Source organism: SAR86 cluster bacterium (assembly GCA_023703615.1).
GTDB lineage: Bacteria > Pseudomonadota > Gammaproteobacteria > Magnimaribacterales > D2472 > MED-G85.
Map to the genome: position 1 here is coordinate 651,805 of CP097971.1, position 17,314 is coordinate 669,118.

Consider the following 17,314-nt stretch of genomic DNA (forward strand, 5'->3'; position numbering starts at 1 on the left):
TGGTTTGTTGCGATACCTGAATAAACTACGCAGAAAAAGTATTAAGATGGTAATCAGAATTACCAAATAGTGCATCTATTGAAATCATTTTTTTTAAATAATGTCCTATCATCATCTCCTCACTAACTCCCATTCCACCGTGGAGTTGCACTGCTTCTTGTGCAGAAAACTTTCCTGATTTACCAACATAAGATTTTAATGCTGAAACATGTTTATACATATCATCTGAATTATTATTGACTTCAAGAGTAGCCTTAATCAATAAAGATTTGGCAAGTTCAGATTCTATATACATATCAACCATTCTATGCTGCAGAACCTGAAAGCTAGATATTGGTTGGCCAAACTGTTCTCTTTCTTTAGTATATTGAAGAGTCTTTGAGTAGCACGATTGCATACATCCTACAGCTTCTGCGCAAATACAAAGAGTAGCAAGATTTATTGTACTTTTAATTAATTCGACAGCCTCACCACCAGATGCAATAAGACAATCATCATCAAGTTTTACGTTTTCAAAGGAAATTTCTGCACAAGATTGACCATCTATCGTTGAAAATGAATTAATTGACACGCCTTGGGTAGTAGAATCAAGAATTATTATTTTTAAAGTATCATTTGATGAACATGTAACTAAAAGCTTGTCAGAACAAGCTCCATTTAGTACAAGCGTTTTTGTTCCATTAAGTACATTATCAGAAGAAAGAGAGGTTTCAGCAGATAAATAATCATAGCTTTTGCCAGCTTCGGCATATGCAAAAGATATATGCATTTGACCAGAACATATCTTTTCTATTAAATCGTTTTTTTTAAGATAAGAAGATTTGTCTAATAATAAACCTGATAAAACTACTGTTGGTAAATATGGTTCTATGACAAGAGCTTTGCCAAATTCTTCAAATAAAATAGATAACTCAATTGGACCAAATCCTAAACCACCACTTTCTTCAGAAAATGGCATTAACAGCCAACCTTGTTCAGCAAATAAATTCCATACATTTTCATCAAAATCATTCTTTGATTTGATAATTTCTTCACGCTTATAAAAATCATAATCAGATTCGCAGAATTTTTGAATCTGTTCACGAAGCATATTTTGTTCTTCGTTATAATTAAGATTCATTAAACGCCTAGAACAAATTTAGATAGAATGTTCTTTTGAATTTCATTACTGCCACCATATATTGAAGTTTTTCTTAAGTTTAAAAACGCAGATAAACCATGAGCAGCATAATCTGGTCCAGCTGGTTTTGCATTACTTTCAAACCCATTAGGACCTGGATACATTAATGCATATTCACCAGCAGCTTCAACAAATAGTTGAGATATGTTTTGTTGCATTTCTGTTCCTTTAATTTTAAGAATTGATGATTCAGCTCCAGGATGACCACCATTTTCTAGCTCAGACAATAATCTTAATTCTGTTATTTCAAGTGCAGATAATGAAACTTCAAGCTCATTAACTTTCCTTTCGAGATCTTTATTGTTAATTTCATCTACTATTGACCTTAATTTTTTTAATTGCCGCATGGATGAACCGACTGCAGCTATTCCAAATCTTTCATGTGCCAGTAAAAATTTTGCATATGTCCATCCTTTGCCTTCTTCACCAATTAGATTGCAAGCAGGCACCTTTACATCAGTGAAAAAAACTGAGTTTACCTCGTGATCACCGTCAATTGTTATTATAGGTTTAACCTCTATGCCTGGTGATTTCATATCAATTAATAAAAAAGATATACCCTCTTGTTTTATTCCACTATTATCAGTTCGAACTAAACAAAAAATCCAATCTGCATTTTGTGCTAATGTGGTCCATGTCTTGGAACCATTAACAACATAATAATCTTCATCAAGGTCATTTCTTCTTACAGCTTTAGTTTTTAGTGAGGCTAAATCTGAGCCTGATCCTGGTTCTGAATACCCTTGGCACCACCATGTATTAAAATCAAGAATATCAGGAAGAAATCTTTCTTTTTGCTCATCATTACCAAATGTGTAAATTACTGGTCCGACCATTCCAACACCAAATGGTAGTATTGGTGGACAACCCGCTAAACCCAATTCTTTATTAAAAATATACAATTTGGAAGCAGACCACCCAGTTCCACCATATTCTTTTGGCCAGTTGTAACCCATCCAACCCTTTTTTGAAAGAGCTTTGTGAAAGTCAATCAAGTCTTGTTTGCTTATTGTAATATCTTGATCAGTTTTTTCTTTTACATGTTTAGGGTAATCATTTTCTAACCAATCTCTTACCTCTTCTCTAAATGAAAGATCTTCTTTACTAAAATTTATATCCATAATTTTTCTTTTGTTGTTTAATGATTGATAAAATAAGCAAACATTATACAGTCATAAATGAAGAAAAAACAGGATCAAAGCGTTGCTTTTGAAATATGCAATAAATTTAGAAAAACTAAAAAATCTTTATGTATTATTGTTGATAACGTAAGGAATGCTCAATTATTAAAAAATGAAATCTCATTTCATATTGGCGACGACAGTGTTGAGTTTTTTCCAGAAAATGAAATATTGCCATATGATCATTTTTCAGTACCTGAATCAATAACAAAAAGAAGGTTTCATATCTTAAATAAGTTTAATCAAAGAAATATTGTTATTACAACTGTAAAGAATTTATTTGAGCGATACCCACCTATCTCCCATTTTAAATCATTTAAAAATTTTGAAATAAATCAAATTTTATCTATCAAAGATTTGGTGGCAATTTTAGAAACTTTAAATTATTCAAAAAAAGAAAATGTAGAAAATATTAATGACTATTCATTAAGAGGTGGGATTGTGGATTTTTACACGCCTATTTACAAACATCCTTTAAGAGTAGAATTTTTTGATAACAAAATTGAATCTATAAGGTTCTTTGACGTCTCAACCCAGTCATCAATCAAAAGAGAATCTAAGTTTTCAATTTCCACAGGTTCTATTATTTCTCTGAATGAAGGGTCTATTAAGCTTTTTAAAGATCAATGGCGTAATTATTTTAATGATTATGATGAAAGAAATAATAAGATTTTTCAGTCAATCAATAACGGCAAACATATTGAAGGAGAAGAAATATATCTACCATTTTTTTTCAAAGAAATGTCAACTTTTTTTGATCTATTTCAAGATAGAGAATTCCTTAGAATTAATGACTTAGATGTATCAATTAACGAATTTTATGAACAAATAATAAGTAGGTTTGATGAAGAGAATATTGATCATTCACGCAGTCTATTGATGCCAGATCATGCATTTGTCAATATCAATAAAATAAAAAAAACTGTTAATAATTTAAAGGAAATACATATTGAAGATAAATATGTTGAATTAAAAAAGGATTTTGAAAATGTACTGTCTGATATTGAGAAGAAAGAAATAGACTATGAAAAGGTTCTTCTTTTAACTACTCAATTATCAGAGTATGAATCAATACTAAAAAAATTTGCTCCCTTGATAAATGAAATTGATACCTTTGAAAATATTAAAGAGGGAATAAATCTGATGCTTTCACCAATTGTTAGGCCGCTTAACTTGAAAGATAAAACTTTAATAATTCATAAAGAATACTTTTCAAAAAGTAATTCAAAATTAATGCCTCAAACTATAAATAATCAATCAAAAGTAAATATAAATTTTTTTAAGCCAGAAGATTTAGTTGTTCATGAAAATTATGGTATTGGTAAATATGAAGGATTAGAAATTATTTCAACTAACAATACTAAAAATGAATATTTTAAAATTACCTATTTAAACAATGAATCATTGTACGTACCTATTAGAAATATAAATTTATTATCAAAATATCATATTAAACCTCATGAAAAGAATTACGTTTATGATTCATTGTCATCAAATAAATGGAAGAGTAACAAACAAAAGGCCTTATTAAGAGCTAGAGATCATGCAGCAGAGATATTAAATGTTGAATCAAAAAGGTCTAAATCCTCTTCATATCAATTAAATATACCCGATAAGATTTTTAACGAATTTAATCAAGACTTTCCCTACGAACTTACTCCAGATCAAGCCATTGCAATTGATGCAATACGAAAAGATATTAATCTTATAAAACCAATGAATCGTTTGCTTTGTGGTGATGTAGGATTCGGTAAAACAGAGGTAGCAGTTAGAGCTTCATATGTATCATGCTATTCTCAAAAACAAGTTGTTATCCTAACACCAAGTACAGTTCTTTCTGATCAGCATTACGAATCCTTTCTTAAAAGATTCAAAAATGTGCCTGTAAATATCAAACTACTTAATAGACATACATCATCTAAAAATAAAAATCTAATAATAGATGATTTTAATAACAATAAAATAGATATTCTTATTGGGACTCATTCAATTTTTAATAAGGACATTAATTTTAAAAATACAGGACTTGTTGTAATTGATGAGGAACACAAGTTTGGAATACGACAGAAAAATATCATAAAAAGTAACCAAGAAAATATCCATATACTCTACTTGTCAGCAACACCAATTCCAAGAACGATGAATTTTATTTACGCGGGCCTAAAAGATTTTTCATTTCTTCAAACTCCACCACAAAACAGGTTATCAATTAAATCTTTTTTAAAAGTTAACTCAGAACAGTTATTTAAAGAAGCAATAAATAGAGAAATCTCAAGAGGTGGCCAAACATTTGTTATTCAAAATGATATTTCAAAAATAGATAAACTTTCTATTTATATAAAAAAAATATTACCAGATTCACGAGTTAGAATTGCACATGGGAAACTCAAAAAACAAGATATTACTGATGCAATGACACAATTCAATAATGGAAATATAGATATACTAATTTGCACCACAATTGTTGAAATGGGCTTGGATATACCTAATGCTAATACAATTTTAATAATAGACTCACACAAACTGGGTCTCTCGCAACTTCATCAATTAAGAGGAAGAATAGGTCGTTCAAATAGACAAGGATATTGTTATTTATTTATTCCAACAGATGAGCTAAAGAATAAATCAAAAAATAGATTAGACTCAATAATCAGACATTCAAAACTTGGCTCTGGCTATTTTATTGCACAGGAAGACTTAGAAATTAGAGGCGCGGGCGAAATACTTGGTGATAAACAAAGTGGTCATATAAATACAGTTGGTTTGAGCCTATATTTATCAATGCTTAAAAATTCTATTAATTTAATAAAATCAAAAAACGAAGAGATGGTAATTGATACAGAAGTAAACTTTTATGATGAAGCTTACATAAGTAATGAATATCTTCCTTCTCCAATAGAAAGGTTAAAAATTTATAAAAATTTGATGGATGCTGAAACTATTGAAAAAATAACTAAGATTAAACATGATCTTATAGACAGGTGTGGAAAGTTGCCTTTTGAGGTTTTAAGCCTGATTCAAAATGCTGAGCTAAATAATAAAATAAAAAAAATTGGTATCACAAGTATTAATTCAAACAAAAAAAATACGGTTTTAAATCTATCAAAAAATATACCAAGAAAAAATCTTAATAGAATTATTGAAGTTATTAAAGAAAATCCAACTACACATTCAATAACAAAACAAAATAAATTCGTAATAAAATATAATGAAGATGACTCTATTAAAAGAAAAAAATTCATTAGTACTATGCTCAATGAATTATCTTAAAACAATATTAATTTTTATCCTTTGTATTAATTTATCTACAGATGAAGTAATTAACGAGGATTATAAAATTGAGATGATTATTTTTTTAAACCAGGATATAGATACTGAGGAGTTATTTTCATCTAAATTAGTTATTCCGCAAGAAGATTTTATTTCATATTTAGAGCCAAAACTTTACTTAAATAATAGTTTGCTTACTAATCTTAATAACAAAAATGAATTTTACGATCTTCTAAGTTCGGTGCAACTAAATAATACTGTTAAAAAAGATTCTTCGAAAAAATCGGTGACTAATCCTAATACTTGGTTTAGAAAAAATGAAGGTGCATCAACCTTAGATAAACTAAGCAAAAGAATTAAATCTAATAATAAATATATCCATTTGAAGACTCTTTCATGGATACACCCTATTTTTGATGAGGGTAAATCTAAATATTTACATTATCAGGATAATAATAATTTTGGTTTTTTCATAAGATTGTATAAAAACAGATTTCTGCATACAGACCTCAAGGCATATATTGGTCATGTCCCCATTGATGAAGAATATATTTCAAGTGATTATGTCGAGTTATCAAAGAGAGAGATATATAAGATAAGTAATGATGTTAAAAAAAATATAGATATAAATCTTAAATTAAATAAAGAGATTGATTACGTAGAAATTATAACCAAAGAAGATAAATATAAAACTACAAAAAAAATTGAGGATATTAATATATTTATTGACGAATCAAGAAGAATTTTTGATGAAGAAATTCACTTTTATGATCATCCATATTTTGGTGTAATTATATTAATTTCAAAAATTTAAGACTTATAATACGCATTTTCATCATTATTATGATCTGTCACATCAGTAACTTTCTTTAATTCAGGAATTTGCTCCAATAAAGTTTTTTCAATACCATCTTTAAGGGTTACATCAACCATACCACAACCTTGACAACCACCGCCAAACTGCAATACAGCATTACCAGAATGTGTAAACTCTATAAGACTAACCTCACCGCCATGAGATTCAAGCATGGGATTAATTTCGTTATAAATAATATAATTAATTCTATCTTCTGCTGGACTATCAGGAGATATATTAGGTAGTCTTGCATTAGGAGCTTTAATAGTTAACTGGCCACCAAAATTATCGTTATCGAAGTTGACAATACAGTCTTTTAAAAATGGGATTGATCTGTTTTCGATATATACATCAATTAATTTAAGATTTAATAATAAGTCATCGGGTTCGGATTCATCTTGTTTACAAAAAGCAAGACAAGTTTCAGCTTTAGGCGTTCCTGGATCAGAAATAAAAATTCGTATAGATAATCCAACTTCATTTTTATCCTTTACAAGTTTTGCTAAGTACTCTTCAGCAGATTTTGTAATTTCTATAATTTTTGACATACAATCATTAAATGTGGTTTAAGCGATTATTAAACTCAATGCTGGGCATAAGAAAAAGATCTGAATTTGAGCATGATCTTAAACACATAACAATAAAGAAAATAATCGTTCTTTTTTTATTTCTTAATATAACATTTATTGGGATAATTTTTTTTATAACAAGAATCATCCTCATTAATGAATAAATTCAATGCAATCAAAAAACTTTTAACTGATCATTATAAAAAAAATATTATTATCCATAAGAGCCCTGATAAGGGATATAGATCAAGAGTAGAGTTTGGTTTTACTGAAAATGTATTTACGATGTATGGCAATAAAAATAAAATATTTCTGACAACCTTTGATATAGCAAAAAAAGAAATATCAACTTTAATGCCAAAACTATTAGAAGAAATCAAATTTAATGATGAAATTCAAAATAAACTTTTCCAAGTAAATTTTAGAAGTAATTCTTTAGGTTATGTAATGATAAGTCTCATATATCATAAAGAAATATCAAAAAAATTAATTGATTTAATCAATCAAATTTCAATTAAATTAAATTGCGAAATTATACTTAGAAGTAAAAAATTTTTTTACTCTACCGGCACTGGTTTTTTAGAAGATGTTTTAAATGTAAATGAACAATTTATTCTATATCAAACTGATCAGTCTTTTTATCAACCTAATTTTTATCTTTTGCCAAAGATGATAAAGAAAGTTAAATCTTTAATAAAAAAACCGAATGATCTTATAGAGCTTTATTGTGGTTCTGGAACATTTACTATTCCGCTTTCAAAACAATTCAAAAGAATTTTTGCAACAGAAAATAATCGTAAATCAATTATATGTCTTGAAAAAGGTATTAAAAAAAATAATATTGATAACATTTCATACGCTAGAATTTCTGACGATGAGGTAAGTGAATTATTCAATGGAAGAAAATTCAAGAGAATGAAAAATATTCAAATTAACGAATACAATTTTTCTCATATATTAGTTGATCCTCCCCGTTCAGGCCTTTCAAAGAATTTAATATCTATATTAATGAAATTTAAAAATATAATTTATATATCATGTAATTTTGATACTTATCTTAGAGATATAAAATTATTAAGCGCATTTGAAATTATTGATATTGAGTTATTTGATCAATTTCCAAACACATCTCATGTTGAAATAGTTTCATTATTGAAACAAAAATAACTTTTTTTTGACATTTATAATTTGTAAAGTAACAATATATTTTTAATTAATAGGAGGAGAAAATGGATGAATTACAAATACTAAGTGCCACTACAGAGATAGCTCTTTGGGAATTATTTCAATCTGGTCGAACAGCAAATCTAACATTTGCAATTGCTGGTGTAATAGCTGTATGGGTAGCTGCAAGATTTTCAAGTGTTGCAGTCGAAAAAGGCGTGAACATGTTTGGGAAAGTTATTCTCACTTTATTTGCAGCATCTGTGATGTTTGGTGGTTTTTCATTAATGATGTCTACTGAAGCTGTTTGGATTGGTCATGCAAATGCTCTAGCCAGTCTTGATATGAATAATGGTGATGCTACCTTATCGGAGGGATCAATGAGATATATTGCTGAAAGCTCAGAATCAAATCCATTACGAATGGCAGCCGGTGGAATGTTCTACGTAACTGGTTTTCTAATTGCAATTAGTCAACTATGGTTTGATACAAGTAAATAATTAATTATAAAGGCATATTATTTATATGCCTTTTTTTACTTTACAATGTGTTAACATAGTAATACACTACAACGCTATGAAAAAATATAAGTTAAATGAATCTTTACTTTTATTAAAAAATAAAAAAGAAGTTGATGAGTTTTTACGTGATTTATGCACACCAGCTGAAAGAAAAGCATTAGAAGAAAGATGGGCTGTTGCACAATTTTTATATGACAGCAAATTATCATATAGAGATATTGCATCAAAATTAAAAACAAGCACTACCACAGTTACCAGAGTAGCAAGGTTTTTAACGAATGAACCTTACAAAGGTTACCAAAAGATTTTAAAAAGGATCAACAAATGAATAAAAGACTAACAATAGCTATCCAAAAAAATGGAAGACTCTCTGCACAAAGTAAGAACTTAATTAATAAGTCAGGAATTAGTTTTAATTCTAAAGCTGATAAGCTTCTAGCAAAATCAAGCAATCTACCTGTAGATATACTTTTTGTAAGAGATGATGATATTCCCTCTCTAGTTTCAAATGGTGATGCTGATTTAGCTATAGTTGGTGAAAATGTTTTAATTGAAAAAACATTATTTAAGAAAAAGAATATTATAAAATCTCTAGATCTTGGATTTTCTAAGTGCAGACTATCTATTGCAGCTCCAGAAAATTCAAGATTTAAAAGTTTAAGAAACAAAAAAATTGCTACTTCCTATCCTAATGTATTAAAAAAATACCTCAAAGATAATAGTATAGAAGCTACGGTTATTAATATTCATGGTTCAGTAGAACTTACTCCGTATATTGGTATGTCGGATTGTATATGTGATCTTGTTTCATCTGGTGCGACACTAGAAGAAAATAATTTAAAAGAAATTAAAGTGATACTTAATTCTCAAGCAGTTTTAATTAAAAATAAATTACTTGATAAAAATAAATTTAATATAGCTGAGATGGTCATATCACGAATGAAGGGTGTTATTAATGCATTTGAAAGCAAATATGTCATGTTAAATGCTGATTCAAATAATATTGAATCAATATGTAAACTACTTCCTGGTTCAGAGTCTCCAACAATAATTCCATTAGAGAAAAAAAACAAGGTTGCTATTCATGCTTTATGCAAAGAACCTGTATTTTGGGAAACAATGGAAAAATTAAAGGCAAAAGGCGCGTCTTCTATTTTGGTTATGCCAGTAGAAAAAATATTAAATTAGAATGAAAAGTATAACGTTAAACAATAAAAATTTAGTTCTACCCTTTTCAAGCACTAAATTAAGTAGAAATGAATTAAAGAAAATAGATTTGTTTAATAAACTTGTTCTAGAAAAAGGTGATCAAGGTATTTCAGAAATATCACAGATATTGGGTGAAAAAAAACTAAAAAATTTAAAAGTAAAAAATAGTGAAATTAAAAAATCAGTAAAGAATATTGATGAGAGTCTTAAAAATGCAATTTTAGAAGCCTATTCAAACATTTATAAGTATCATAACTCACAATTTAAACAGCTATCATCAAAACCTATTGAAACAACAAAAGGTATAAATTTATGGTCAGAATTTCGACCAATTGACAATGTGGGACTATATGTACCAGGTGGCTCTGCTCCTCTATTCAGTTCGTTTTTAATGCAAGCAATACCAGCTATTATTGCTGGATGTGAAAATATAACTGTATGCACTCCTCCAGATAAGAATGGCGATATAGATCCAATAATATTATGGGTAGCAGATTTTTTAAAAATTAAAAATATTTATAAGGTTGGAGGAGCACAAGCCATCTTTGCTATGGCATATGGAACAAAAACAATTCCAAAATGTCTTAAAATCTTTGGCCCTGGAAATAAATATGTTACAGAAGCTAAGAAAATTATATCTAATATCACATCTATTGATATGCCAGCTGGTCCAAGTGAAGTTTATGTTGTTTCGGATGATCAAAAAAAGTCTAAATTTATTGCAGCTGACTTATTATCACAGTTAGAGCATGGAACAGATGCACATGCAGTAGTGGTTTCAAAAAATAAAAAACTTTTAGACATAATAAAAAAAGAATTAGAAATTCAGTTAGATAATCTGAAACGAAAAGATATATTAAAACTTAGTACAAAAAATACTTATTTTGTTAAAGCTTCATCGGACAAACAACTTATTAACTTTATCAATGAAAATGCTCCAGAACATTTGATACTAATGGATGACAACTTTTTAATTAATACGCCAAAAATTATAAATGCCGGATCAGTTTTTTGTGGTAGTTTTTCTCCTGAATCATTTGGAGATTATGCTTCTGGATCAAATCATACACTTCCAACATCTGGTAATGCAAAAACTTATTCAGGGCTCTCTGTAAAAGATTTTGGTAAAACCATAACATTTCAATATGCATCACCGGAAGGTTTTTTAAATCTAGCTCCAACTGTTGAGAAAATGGCTGAAGCAGAAAAATTAGATGCTCATAAAAATGCTGTTTCAATTCGTGAGAATTTGGCTTTAAAAGAAGTTGAATCATTGAATCGAATTGCTTTCATTAATAGAAATACAAATGAAACAAATGTTTTACTTAATTTAAACCTTGATGGAACAGGTAATTATAATATCAACACAGGATTAAATTACTTTGATCATATGCTCGAACAATTTTCAAAGCATGGAAAATTTGATATTTCGTTAAATTGTGATGGCGACACATACATTGATGAACACCATACAATTGAGGATGTTGCAATAACATTAGGAGAAGGTTTTAAACAAGCTATTGGGGATAGGCTTAATTTAGAAAGATACGCTTCTAGTGAAGATTTAGTAATGGACGAAACAAGGGCTCAAGTAAGTATTGATTTAACATCCAGATCATATCTTAAAATGAAAACTCCTCAATTAAGAGAGTTTGTTGGAGACTTTCCAACAGAGATGTTTAAACATTTTTTTATAAGTTTCGTAAACACTCTAGGTTTCACTTGTCACATAAATGTAAGTGGTAAAAATAGCCATCATATTGTTGAAGCAACCTTTAAAAGTTTTACTAGGGCATTAAATACAGCACTTAAAGTTACAAACGAGTCATCCTCTACAAAAGGACTCTTATGATAGGAATTATTGACTGTGGAGGAGCAAATTTAAATTCAATTAAGTATTCCCTTGAAAGAATAGGAAAAAAAAGTTTTGTTTCAAATATAAAGTCTGAACTTTCAAATGCTGACTCGTTGATATTACCTGGCGTGGGTTCTGCAGGAATAATAATGAAATCATTAAGAAAAAATAAATTAATTGATTTTATTTCAAATACTAATAAACCAACTCTTGGAATATGCATAGGTATGCAAATTTTATTTGAATATTCTGATGAAGATAAAACTGAATGCCTGGGTATTTTCAAGGGAAAAATAAAAAAATTTAAAAACAATAAAATGCCTGTTCCTCAAATGGGTTGGAATAAAGTTAAATGTATTGAAGAATACAAATATCTAAATAATTATTATTATTTTGCAAATAGTTATTACTCGGATAGCACAAAAAACATAATAGGTGTTTCAAATTATGGTGATGACTTTTCTTCTATAATAATTAAGGACAATTTTGTAGGATGTCAATTTCATCCTGAAAAATCTTCAAGTGCTGGCGAGAGGTTTCTTGAAGAGTTTCTAGATTTATAATGAAGATAATTCCAGCAATTGATTTATTAGACGGCCAATGCGTAAGATTATTGCAAGGCGATTATAAAAAAGTAACATCTTATAATATCTCTCCAATTAACCAAGCTAACTACTTTTTTAAAGAAGGTTTTAGATATTTACATATCGTTGATCTTGATTCTGCAAAAAATGCAGATAATAAAAATCTAAATATTATTAAGTCAATAAACAAGATTAAAAACTTAAAAATACAAGTTGGTGGCGGAATTAGAGACATTCAAAAGGTAAAAGACCTTTTAAATATTGGTATTGATCGTTTGATTGTAGGAACTGAAGCAATAAAAAATAAAAATTTTCTTAACGCTCTTAAAAATGAAGTTGACGTAAAAAAAATAGTGTTTGGGTTAGATTTTAAAATTATTGAAAATGAAGCTGTTTTATATACAAATGGTTGGTTAGAAAAGTCTAGATATAAGCTTTTTGATTTTATTGAAAAAAATAGCTGGATATTCAACATACTTGCTACTGACATATCATCTGATGGGATGTTGAGTGGCCCAAATATAAAAATTTATGAAAAAATTTTAAATAAATCAAGTTCAAATGTTATAGCATCAGGAGGAATATCTGCAGTTTCTGATATTAATAATCTTAAAAAAATTGGTATTCAAGAATGTGTAGTCGGTAAAGCAATATATGAAAATATCATCCCTATTGAGGATATTAGAAATGCTTACTAAAAGAATCATTCCATGTTTAGATGTCAAAGATGAGAAAGTTGTTAAAGGTATTAAATTTAAAAATCATGAGATTGTTGGGTCAATAGAAACATTAGCAGAAAAGTATTGTAATGAGGGAGCTGATGAATTGGTTTTCTATGACATTGGTGCAAGCACAATAAACAAGACAGTATCAAAAAAATGGGTTAAAAAAATAGCTAAGCTTATCAATATACCTTTTTGTGTGGCAGGTGGTATAAAAAGCGTTAATGATGCTCGTAATATTCTTAACAACGGAGCTGATAAAATTTCTATCAATACTCCTGCTATCGAAAATCCTTTATTAATAACAGAATTAGCAAATGAATTTGGGGCACAATGTGTAGTTATTGGTATTGATTCATTAAAAATTAATAACGATTACTATGTTTTTTCAAAAACCGGTGATCAAAAAACAATAACAAATACAAAACTAAAGACTACTGATTGGCTCAAAAAGGTACAAAATTTGGGTGCAGGTGAGATTGTCTTAAATTGTATGGATAAAGATGGGGTTAGAGATGGTTATGATATTGAACAACTAAATATACTTTCAGAAAATGCAAGAGTTCCATTAATTGCATCAGGAGGTGCTGGAAATTACGAACACTTTAAAGATGTCTTAAAAAAAACAAACGTAAGCGGAGCTCTTGCTGCAAGCGTATTTCATAAAAATGTAATGACGGTTACCAATTTAAAAAGATATTTAAATGATAAATCTATTAACGTGAGGCTATAAAATGAATACAAACGAGATTAAATGGGATAAACAAAATCTAATACCAGCAATAATTCAAAATACACATACTCTAAATATACTTATGTTAGGTTATATGAGTGAAGAATCAATTAAACAATCATTAAAAACAAACGAAGTAACATTCTTCAGTAGATCAAAGCAAAGATTATGGGTAAAAGGAGAAACCTCAGGAAATAAATTAATAATTGATAATATAGAATTAGATTGTGATAAAGACGCATTGCTTATTAAAGCAACTCCCAAAGGTCCAACATGTCATCTTGGAACAGAATCATGCTTTAGAGTTAAGGATAATCTAAATATAAATATTTTTGAAAAATTAGAATCAATAATTGAAGATAGAAAAAACTCTCAATTAAATAATTCATATGTTGCATCTTTGTTTACTAAAGGTATTAAAGAAATAGCAAAAAAAGTTACAGAGGAAGCTGGTGAAACATCAATATCGGCTGTATCAAATGATGGAAGAGTGATTGATGAATCAGCTGATCTAGTGTTCCATTTATTGGTACTCTTAAATGCATCAGGATTTAAAATGAGAGATGTGATGAATGAGTTAATAAAAAGAAGTTCTAATTAGTAAGCGGAATATACTCAATCCAATCAATTAATAACCTCTTTTTATCTGGATTATCTGGGTAATTTGAGCATTGCGCGTCAATACAAAAATGATCACTTTCAAGCGCATAGTTATCAAAATGACCTCCAACAGCAACATTTAATATAAGATAAAATTGATTATTAAAAGGATAGCTATATTGATTTAGCGGAACTGAATACGGATTTATTGAAAAATAAGGTATTTCTTCTTGGTCTAGATACATATCAATTTTATTTTCTAACCAAACAAAAGTTATTGAATGAAAATAATTTTGAAAATCATTGTCTATTGATGAAGTTGTATTCTGAGCAATATATTTATTATTTGGCCATTCGTTACCAAAATGAATTGCAGAACCGATAATATTTGACTCGGTTATGCGACCTCTGGCTTCCATTAAGTCTATTTCTCCTCCAGTTGGCCATGGTACATTTGAATTTGGCATCATCCATATTGCAGGCCACATTCCAGTTCCTTCTGGTACTTTAAAACAAACAGTAATTTTTGAAGGGTGAGAAAAAATTTTCTTATCTTTTGTCATAATTTTTGCTGATGTATATTGTTGAATAACATTATCAGAACCAGTATTTTCTTCAAAAATAGGTTGTATCTTTAAATAACCATTTTCTATGAATAAATTTTCTGAATCATTTTCAGTATAGTTTTGTGCTTCGTTGTTTCCGTTGCACCCTCCTCCGTTATCATTACAACCCTCATCATAAGACCAATTTGCTATATCAAGAGTGCTATCAAAATTTTCATGCCAACTACCATAACTTTCGTTTGATCTACTTACACAATTATCTTTAGATGTTGACATGGGAGGAGTGTAACTATATGAATTTGATAAATTTATTATTTCATTAGCAGTCAAAATAACTTCTGTTTTATTATTACTACCACTGCATGTAAATACAAATATAAATGTAAATAAATAAGCGAAACACTTTGGCATCATAATGTTTTACTTGATAGCTACTTTAAAAATGAATCAGATAAATTTTTCATTTCTTTTCTAAGAACAAATAAAGCAATCAGATTAGGTATTGATACAAGTGCAACCACTACATAAGCTATATTCCATACAACAGTTGTATCAATTACAGCAGCTAGTACAAAACATATTACATAAAAATTTCGATACCAGAAAACACCTTTTTCTCCAAAAATATACGCAGTTGATCTATCTCCGTAATAACACCATGTAATGGCAGTTGAAAAAGCGAAAAGTAATAAGGCAATTGCAACTAATTTTCCACCAAATTGGCCAAGAATACCTTGCGAAAATGCCTTAGCCGTTAATTCAGCAGAACTTACTAAAGATTTACCTTTAAAAATTAAAGACTCAACAATTTTCCCATTAATTACATTTATATTTCCTGTATAAAGATTGTTAGGTTTATCATTATCATTATTTTTTGTTGTAACAATGATACTCTCCGCAATGGACCTCGCATTTATAACAGTGATATTAGAAGATATTAATCTACCATCGACTATTGATATTGAACCTGAAAATTCGTTTACTTCAGAATTCATAGATTGAACATATTTTGTTAATTCAACAATATGATCTGGATAAACATAACTTCCATCAGGATTTTTTTGATCACTATAGACTCCCTCAAGTATCACCATATCGGTATTAGAAAATGTAGTTTCGAATTTTTGAGTCCAAACACCACTTGATAGAATAACAAGAGCTGTAACGCTACAAACAACTATTGTGTCAATAAATGGTTCTAAAATTGAAACAACACCTTGATCAATTGATTTATTTTTTGATGATGCATGAGCGATAGGTGAAGATCCTTGTCCAGCCTCATTTGAATATAGGCCTCTTGCTACACCATACTTTAGACTCATAGCAAAGCTTGCTCCTAAGAAACCACCAACCGCAGCAGAGCCAGTAAATACTTGAGCAAATATAGCATTGAATGACGGAATAATATTTTGGTAATTTTCTATCAAGATAATCACAGCGCCACCTAAATAAATTAACCCCATTATTGGAATAATTTTGCTAGCAACAGACGCTATTCTTTTAATTCCACCAATAATAATTATCCAAAGCAAAGCTCCTAAAAATAAGCCAGTAAATAATTTAGGTACAGAAAATTCACTATCCATAACAAGAGCAATATTATTTATTTGGGGCATATTCCCTGATCCAATTGCAGTTATCATCATTAAGAATGCAAACAAAATAGCTACCCATTTCATTTTGAGTCCTTGTTCAATATAGTACATAGGCCCACCAGATATTGAACCATCATTTAATTTTGTTCTATATTTATGCCCTAAGGTTACTTCAACGTACTTAGTTGTCATTCCAAAAATTGCAGTAATCCACATCCAAAATATTGCAGCTGGACCTCCGGTCCAAATTGCTAATGCCACGCCACCAATATTTCCAGTACCTATTGCTCCTGACATTGCTGTCGTAAGTGCCTGAAATCCACTTGTTTCACCGTCAGAGTCAGTATTTCTATTTTTACCTGAAACAATTTTAATTGCACTTTTAAAATATCTAAACTGAGGAAAACGAAGATATATAGTAAAAAAAATACCTGTGCCTATCAATAAAGCAGGAAACCACCAAGAACCACTAAGATTAGAATCAAGTAGTATTAAAAAATCATTAAATTGATTCACTTTAATCTCCGTATTTTTCAATTAAATCGGTATAGCCACCTACAAGGTTATTCTCTATAAAAATTTGTGGCATAGTTCTGGCAGCAGGATTTCTTTTCATTAATTCGTCAAAAATATTTTGATCGTCAGTATTATAAAGCTCATAATCGACGTTTTTTAAATCAAAATATCTTTTTGCCATTTCACAATAATA

The 17,314-nt window shown here is 29.1% G+C and carries 18 protein-coding genes; 12 read left to right on the forward strand and 6 right to left on the reverse strand.

All coding sequences use genetic code 11. The annotated features are described in order from the left end of the window. Nucleotides 1-25: 25 nt before the first annotated feature. On the reverse strand, nt 26-1,120 hold the full coding sequence (locus tag M9C80_03380; GenBank protein URQ68994.1) for an acyl-CoA dehydrogenase family protein: 1,095 nt from the start codon (nt 1,118-1,120) through the stop codon (nt 26-28). Further along, entirely contained in the window at nt 1,120-2,301 is a 1,182-nt protein-coding gene (locus M9C80_03385; protein URQ68995.1) for an acyl-CoA dehydrogenase family protein, read from the reverse strand. Before M9C80_03385 ends, M9C80_03380 begins: the two co-directional genes overlap by 1 nt. 57 nt (nt 2,302-2,358) lie before the next feature. Between M9C80_03385 and mfd the strand changes: the two genes are divergently transcribed. Together mfd and M9C80_03395 are read left to right on the forward strand one after the other, a co-directional pair. Beyond that, nucleotides 2,359-5,631 carry a transcription-repair coupling factor gene (mfd, locus tag M9C80_03390; GenBank protein ID URQ68996.1) on the forward strand — a complete coding sequence of 1,091 codons (3,273 nt, stop codon included), beginning with the start codon at nt 2,359-2,361 and terminating at the stop codon, nt 5,629-5,631. Then, nucleotides 5,618-6,445, forward strand: a complete 828-nt coding sequence (locus tag M9C80_03395) for a peptidoglycan binding protein CsiV (protein ID URQ68997.1) — start codon at nt 5,618-5,620, stop codon at nt 6,443-6,445. Before mfd ends, M9C80_03395 begins: the two co-directional genes overlap by 14 nt. Here M9C80_03395 and M9C80_03400 read toward each other — a convergent pair. Then, on the reverse strand, nt 6,442-7,035 hold the full coding sequence (locus M9C80_03400) for a NifU family protein (GenBank protein ID URQ68998.1): 594 nt from the start codon (nt 7,033-7,035) through the stop codon (nt 6,442-6,444). The genes M9C80_03395 and M9C80_03400 overlap by 4 nt on opposite strands. A gap of 38 nt (nt 7,036-7,073) precedes the next feature. On the opposite strand from M9C80_03400, the gene M9C80_03405 reads away from it, so the two are divergent. The 10 genes from M9C80_03405 (at nt 7,074) to hisIE (ending at nt 14,445) form a co-directional block, all read left to right on the forward strand. Beyond that, entirely contained in the window at nt 7,074-7,220 is a 147-nt protein-coding gene (locus M9C80_03405; GenBank protein ID URQ70198.1) for a DUF2970 domain-containing protein, read from the forward strand. Then, the gene (locus M9C80_03410) at nt 7,213-8,223 is read left to right on the forward strand and encodes a tRNA (uracil-5-)-methyltransferase (GenBank protein ID URQ68999.1); all 1,011 of its coding nucleotides are present in this window, start codon (nt 7,213-7,215) and stop codon (nt 8,221-8,223) included. The genes M9C80_03405 and M9C80_03410 overlap by 8 nt, the downstream gene beginning before the upstream one ends. Nucleotides 8,224-8,285: 62 nt before the next feature. After that, nucleotides 8,286-8,720 carry a hypothetical protein gene (locus M9C80_03415; protein URQ69000.1) on the forward strand — a complete coding sequence of 145 codons (435 nt, stop codon included), beginning with the start codon at nt 8,286-8,288 and terminating at the stop codon, nt 8,718-8,720. A gap of 76 nt (nt 8,721-8,796) precedes the next feature. Beyond that, nucleotides 8,797-9,069 carry a YerC/YecD family TrpR-related protein gene (locus tag M9C80_03420; protein ID URQ69001.1) on the forward strand — a complete coding sequence of 91 codons (273 nt, stop codon included), beginning with the start codon at nt 8,797-8,799 and terminating at the stop codon, nt 9,067-9,069. Continuing rightward, a complete protein-coding gene (hisG, locus tag M9C80_03425) occupies nt 9,066-9,929 on the forward strand; it encodes an ATP phosphoribosyltransferase (protein ID URQ69002.1) in 864 nt (287 codons plus the stop codon). The genes M9C80_03420 and hisG overlap by 4 nt, the downstream gene beginning before the upstream one ends. A gap of 1 nt (nt 9,930) precedes the next feature. Beyond that, the gene (hisD, locus tag M9C80_03430) at nt 9,931-11,802 is read left to right on the forward strand and encodes a histidinol dehydrogenase (GenBank protein ID URQ69003.1); all 1,872 of its coding nucleotides are present in this window, start codon (nt 9,931-9,933) and stop codon (nt 11,800-11,802) included. Then, on the forward strand, nt 11,799-12,368 hold the full coding sequence (hisH, locus tag M9C80_03435) for an imidazole glycerol phosphate synthase subunit HisH (protein ID URQ69004.1): 570 nt from the start codon (nt 11,799-11,801) through the stop codon (nt 12,366-12,368). The genes hisD and hisH overlap by 4 nt, the downstream gene beginning before the upstream one ends. Next, nucleotides 12,368-13,087: a 1-(5-phosphoribosyl)-5-[(5-phosphoribosylamino)methylideneamino]imidazole-4-carboxamide isomerase gene (gene hisA, locus M9C80_03440; protein ID URQ69005.1), complete on the forward strand. Its 720-nt coding sequence runs from the start codon at nt 12,368-12,370 to the stop codon at nt 13,085-13,087. Before hisH ends, hisA begins: the two co-directional genes overlap by 1 nt. Next, entirely contained in the window at nt 13,077-13,844 is a 768-nt protein-coding gene (hisF, locus tag M9C80_03445; GenBank protein ID URQ69006.1) for an imidazole glycerol phosphate synthase subunit HisF, read from the forward strand. Before hisA ends, hisF begins: the two co-directional genes overlap by 11 nt. Before the next feature lies 1 nt (nt 13,845). Continuing rightward, entirely contained in the window at nt 13,846-14,445 is a 600-nt protein-coding gene (gene hisIE, locus M9C80_03450) for a bifunctional phosphoribosyl-AMP cyclohydrolase/phosphoribosyl-ATP diphosphatase HisIE (protein URQ69007.1), read from the forward strand. Here hisIE and M9C80_03455 read toward each other — a convergent pair. The 3 genes from M9C80_03455 to M9C80_03465 are packed head-to-tail and all read right to left on the reverse strand — an operon-like array spanning nt 14,438 to nt 17,302. Further along, nucleotides 14,438-15,424: a glycoside hydrolase family 16 protein gene (locus tag M9C80_03455; protein URQ69008.1), complete on the reverse strand. Its 987-nt coding sequence runs from the start codon at nt 15,422-15,424 to the stop codon at nt 14,438-14,440. The genes hisIE and M9C80_03455 overlap by 8 nt on opposite strands. 17 nt (nt 15,425-15,441) lie before the next feature. Further along, nucleotides 15,442-17,121: an amino acid carrier protein gene (locus M9C80_03460; protein URQ69009.1), complete on the reverse strand. Its 1,680-nt coding sequence runs from the start codon at nt 17,119-17,121 to the stop codon at nt 15,442-15,444. Nucleotide 17,122: 1 nt separating this feature from the next. After that, on the reverse strand, nt 17,123-17,302 hold the full coding sequence (locus tag M9C80_03465) for a hypothetical protein (protein ID URQ69010.1): 180 nt from the start codon (nt 17,300-17,302) through the stop codon (nt 17,123-17,125). Nucleotides 17,303-17,314 lie beyond the last annotated feature (12 nt).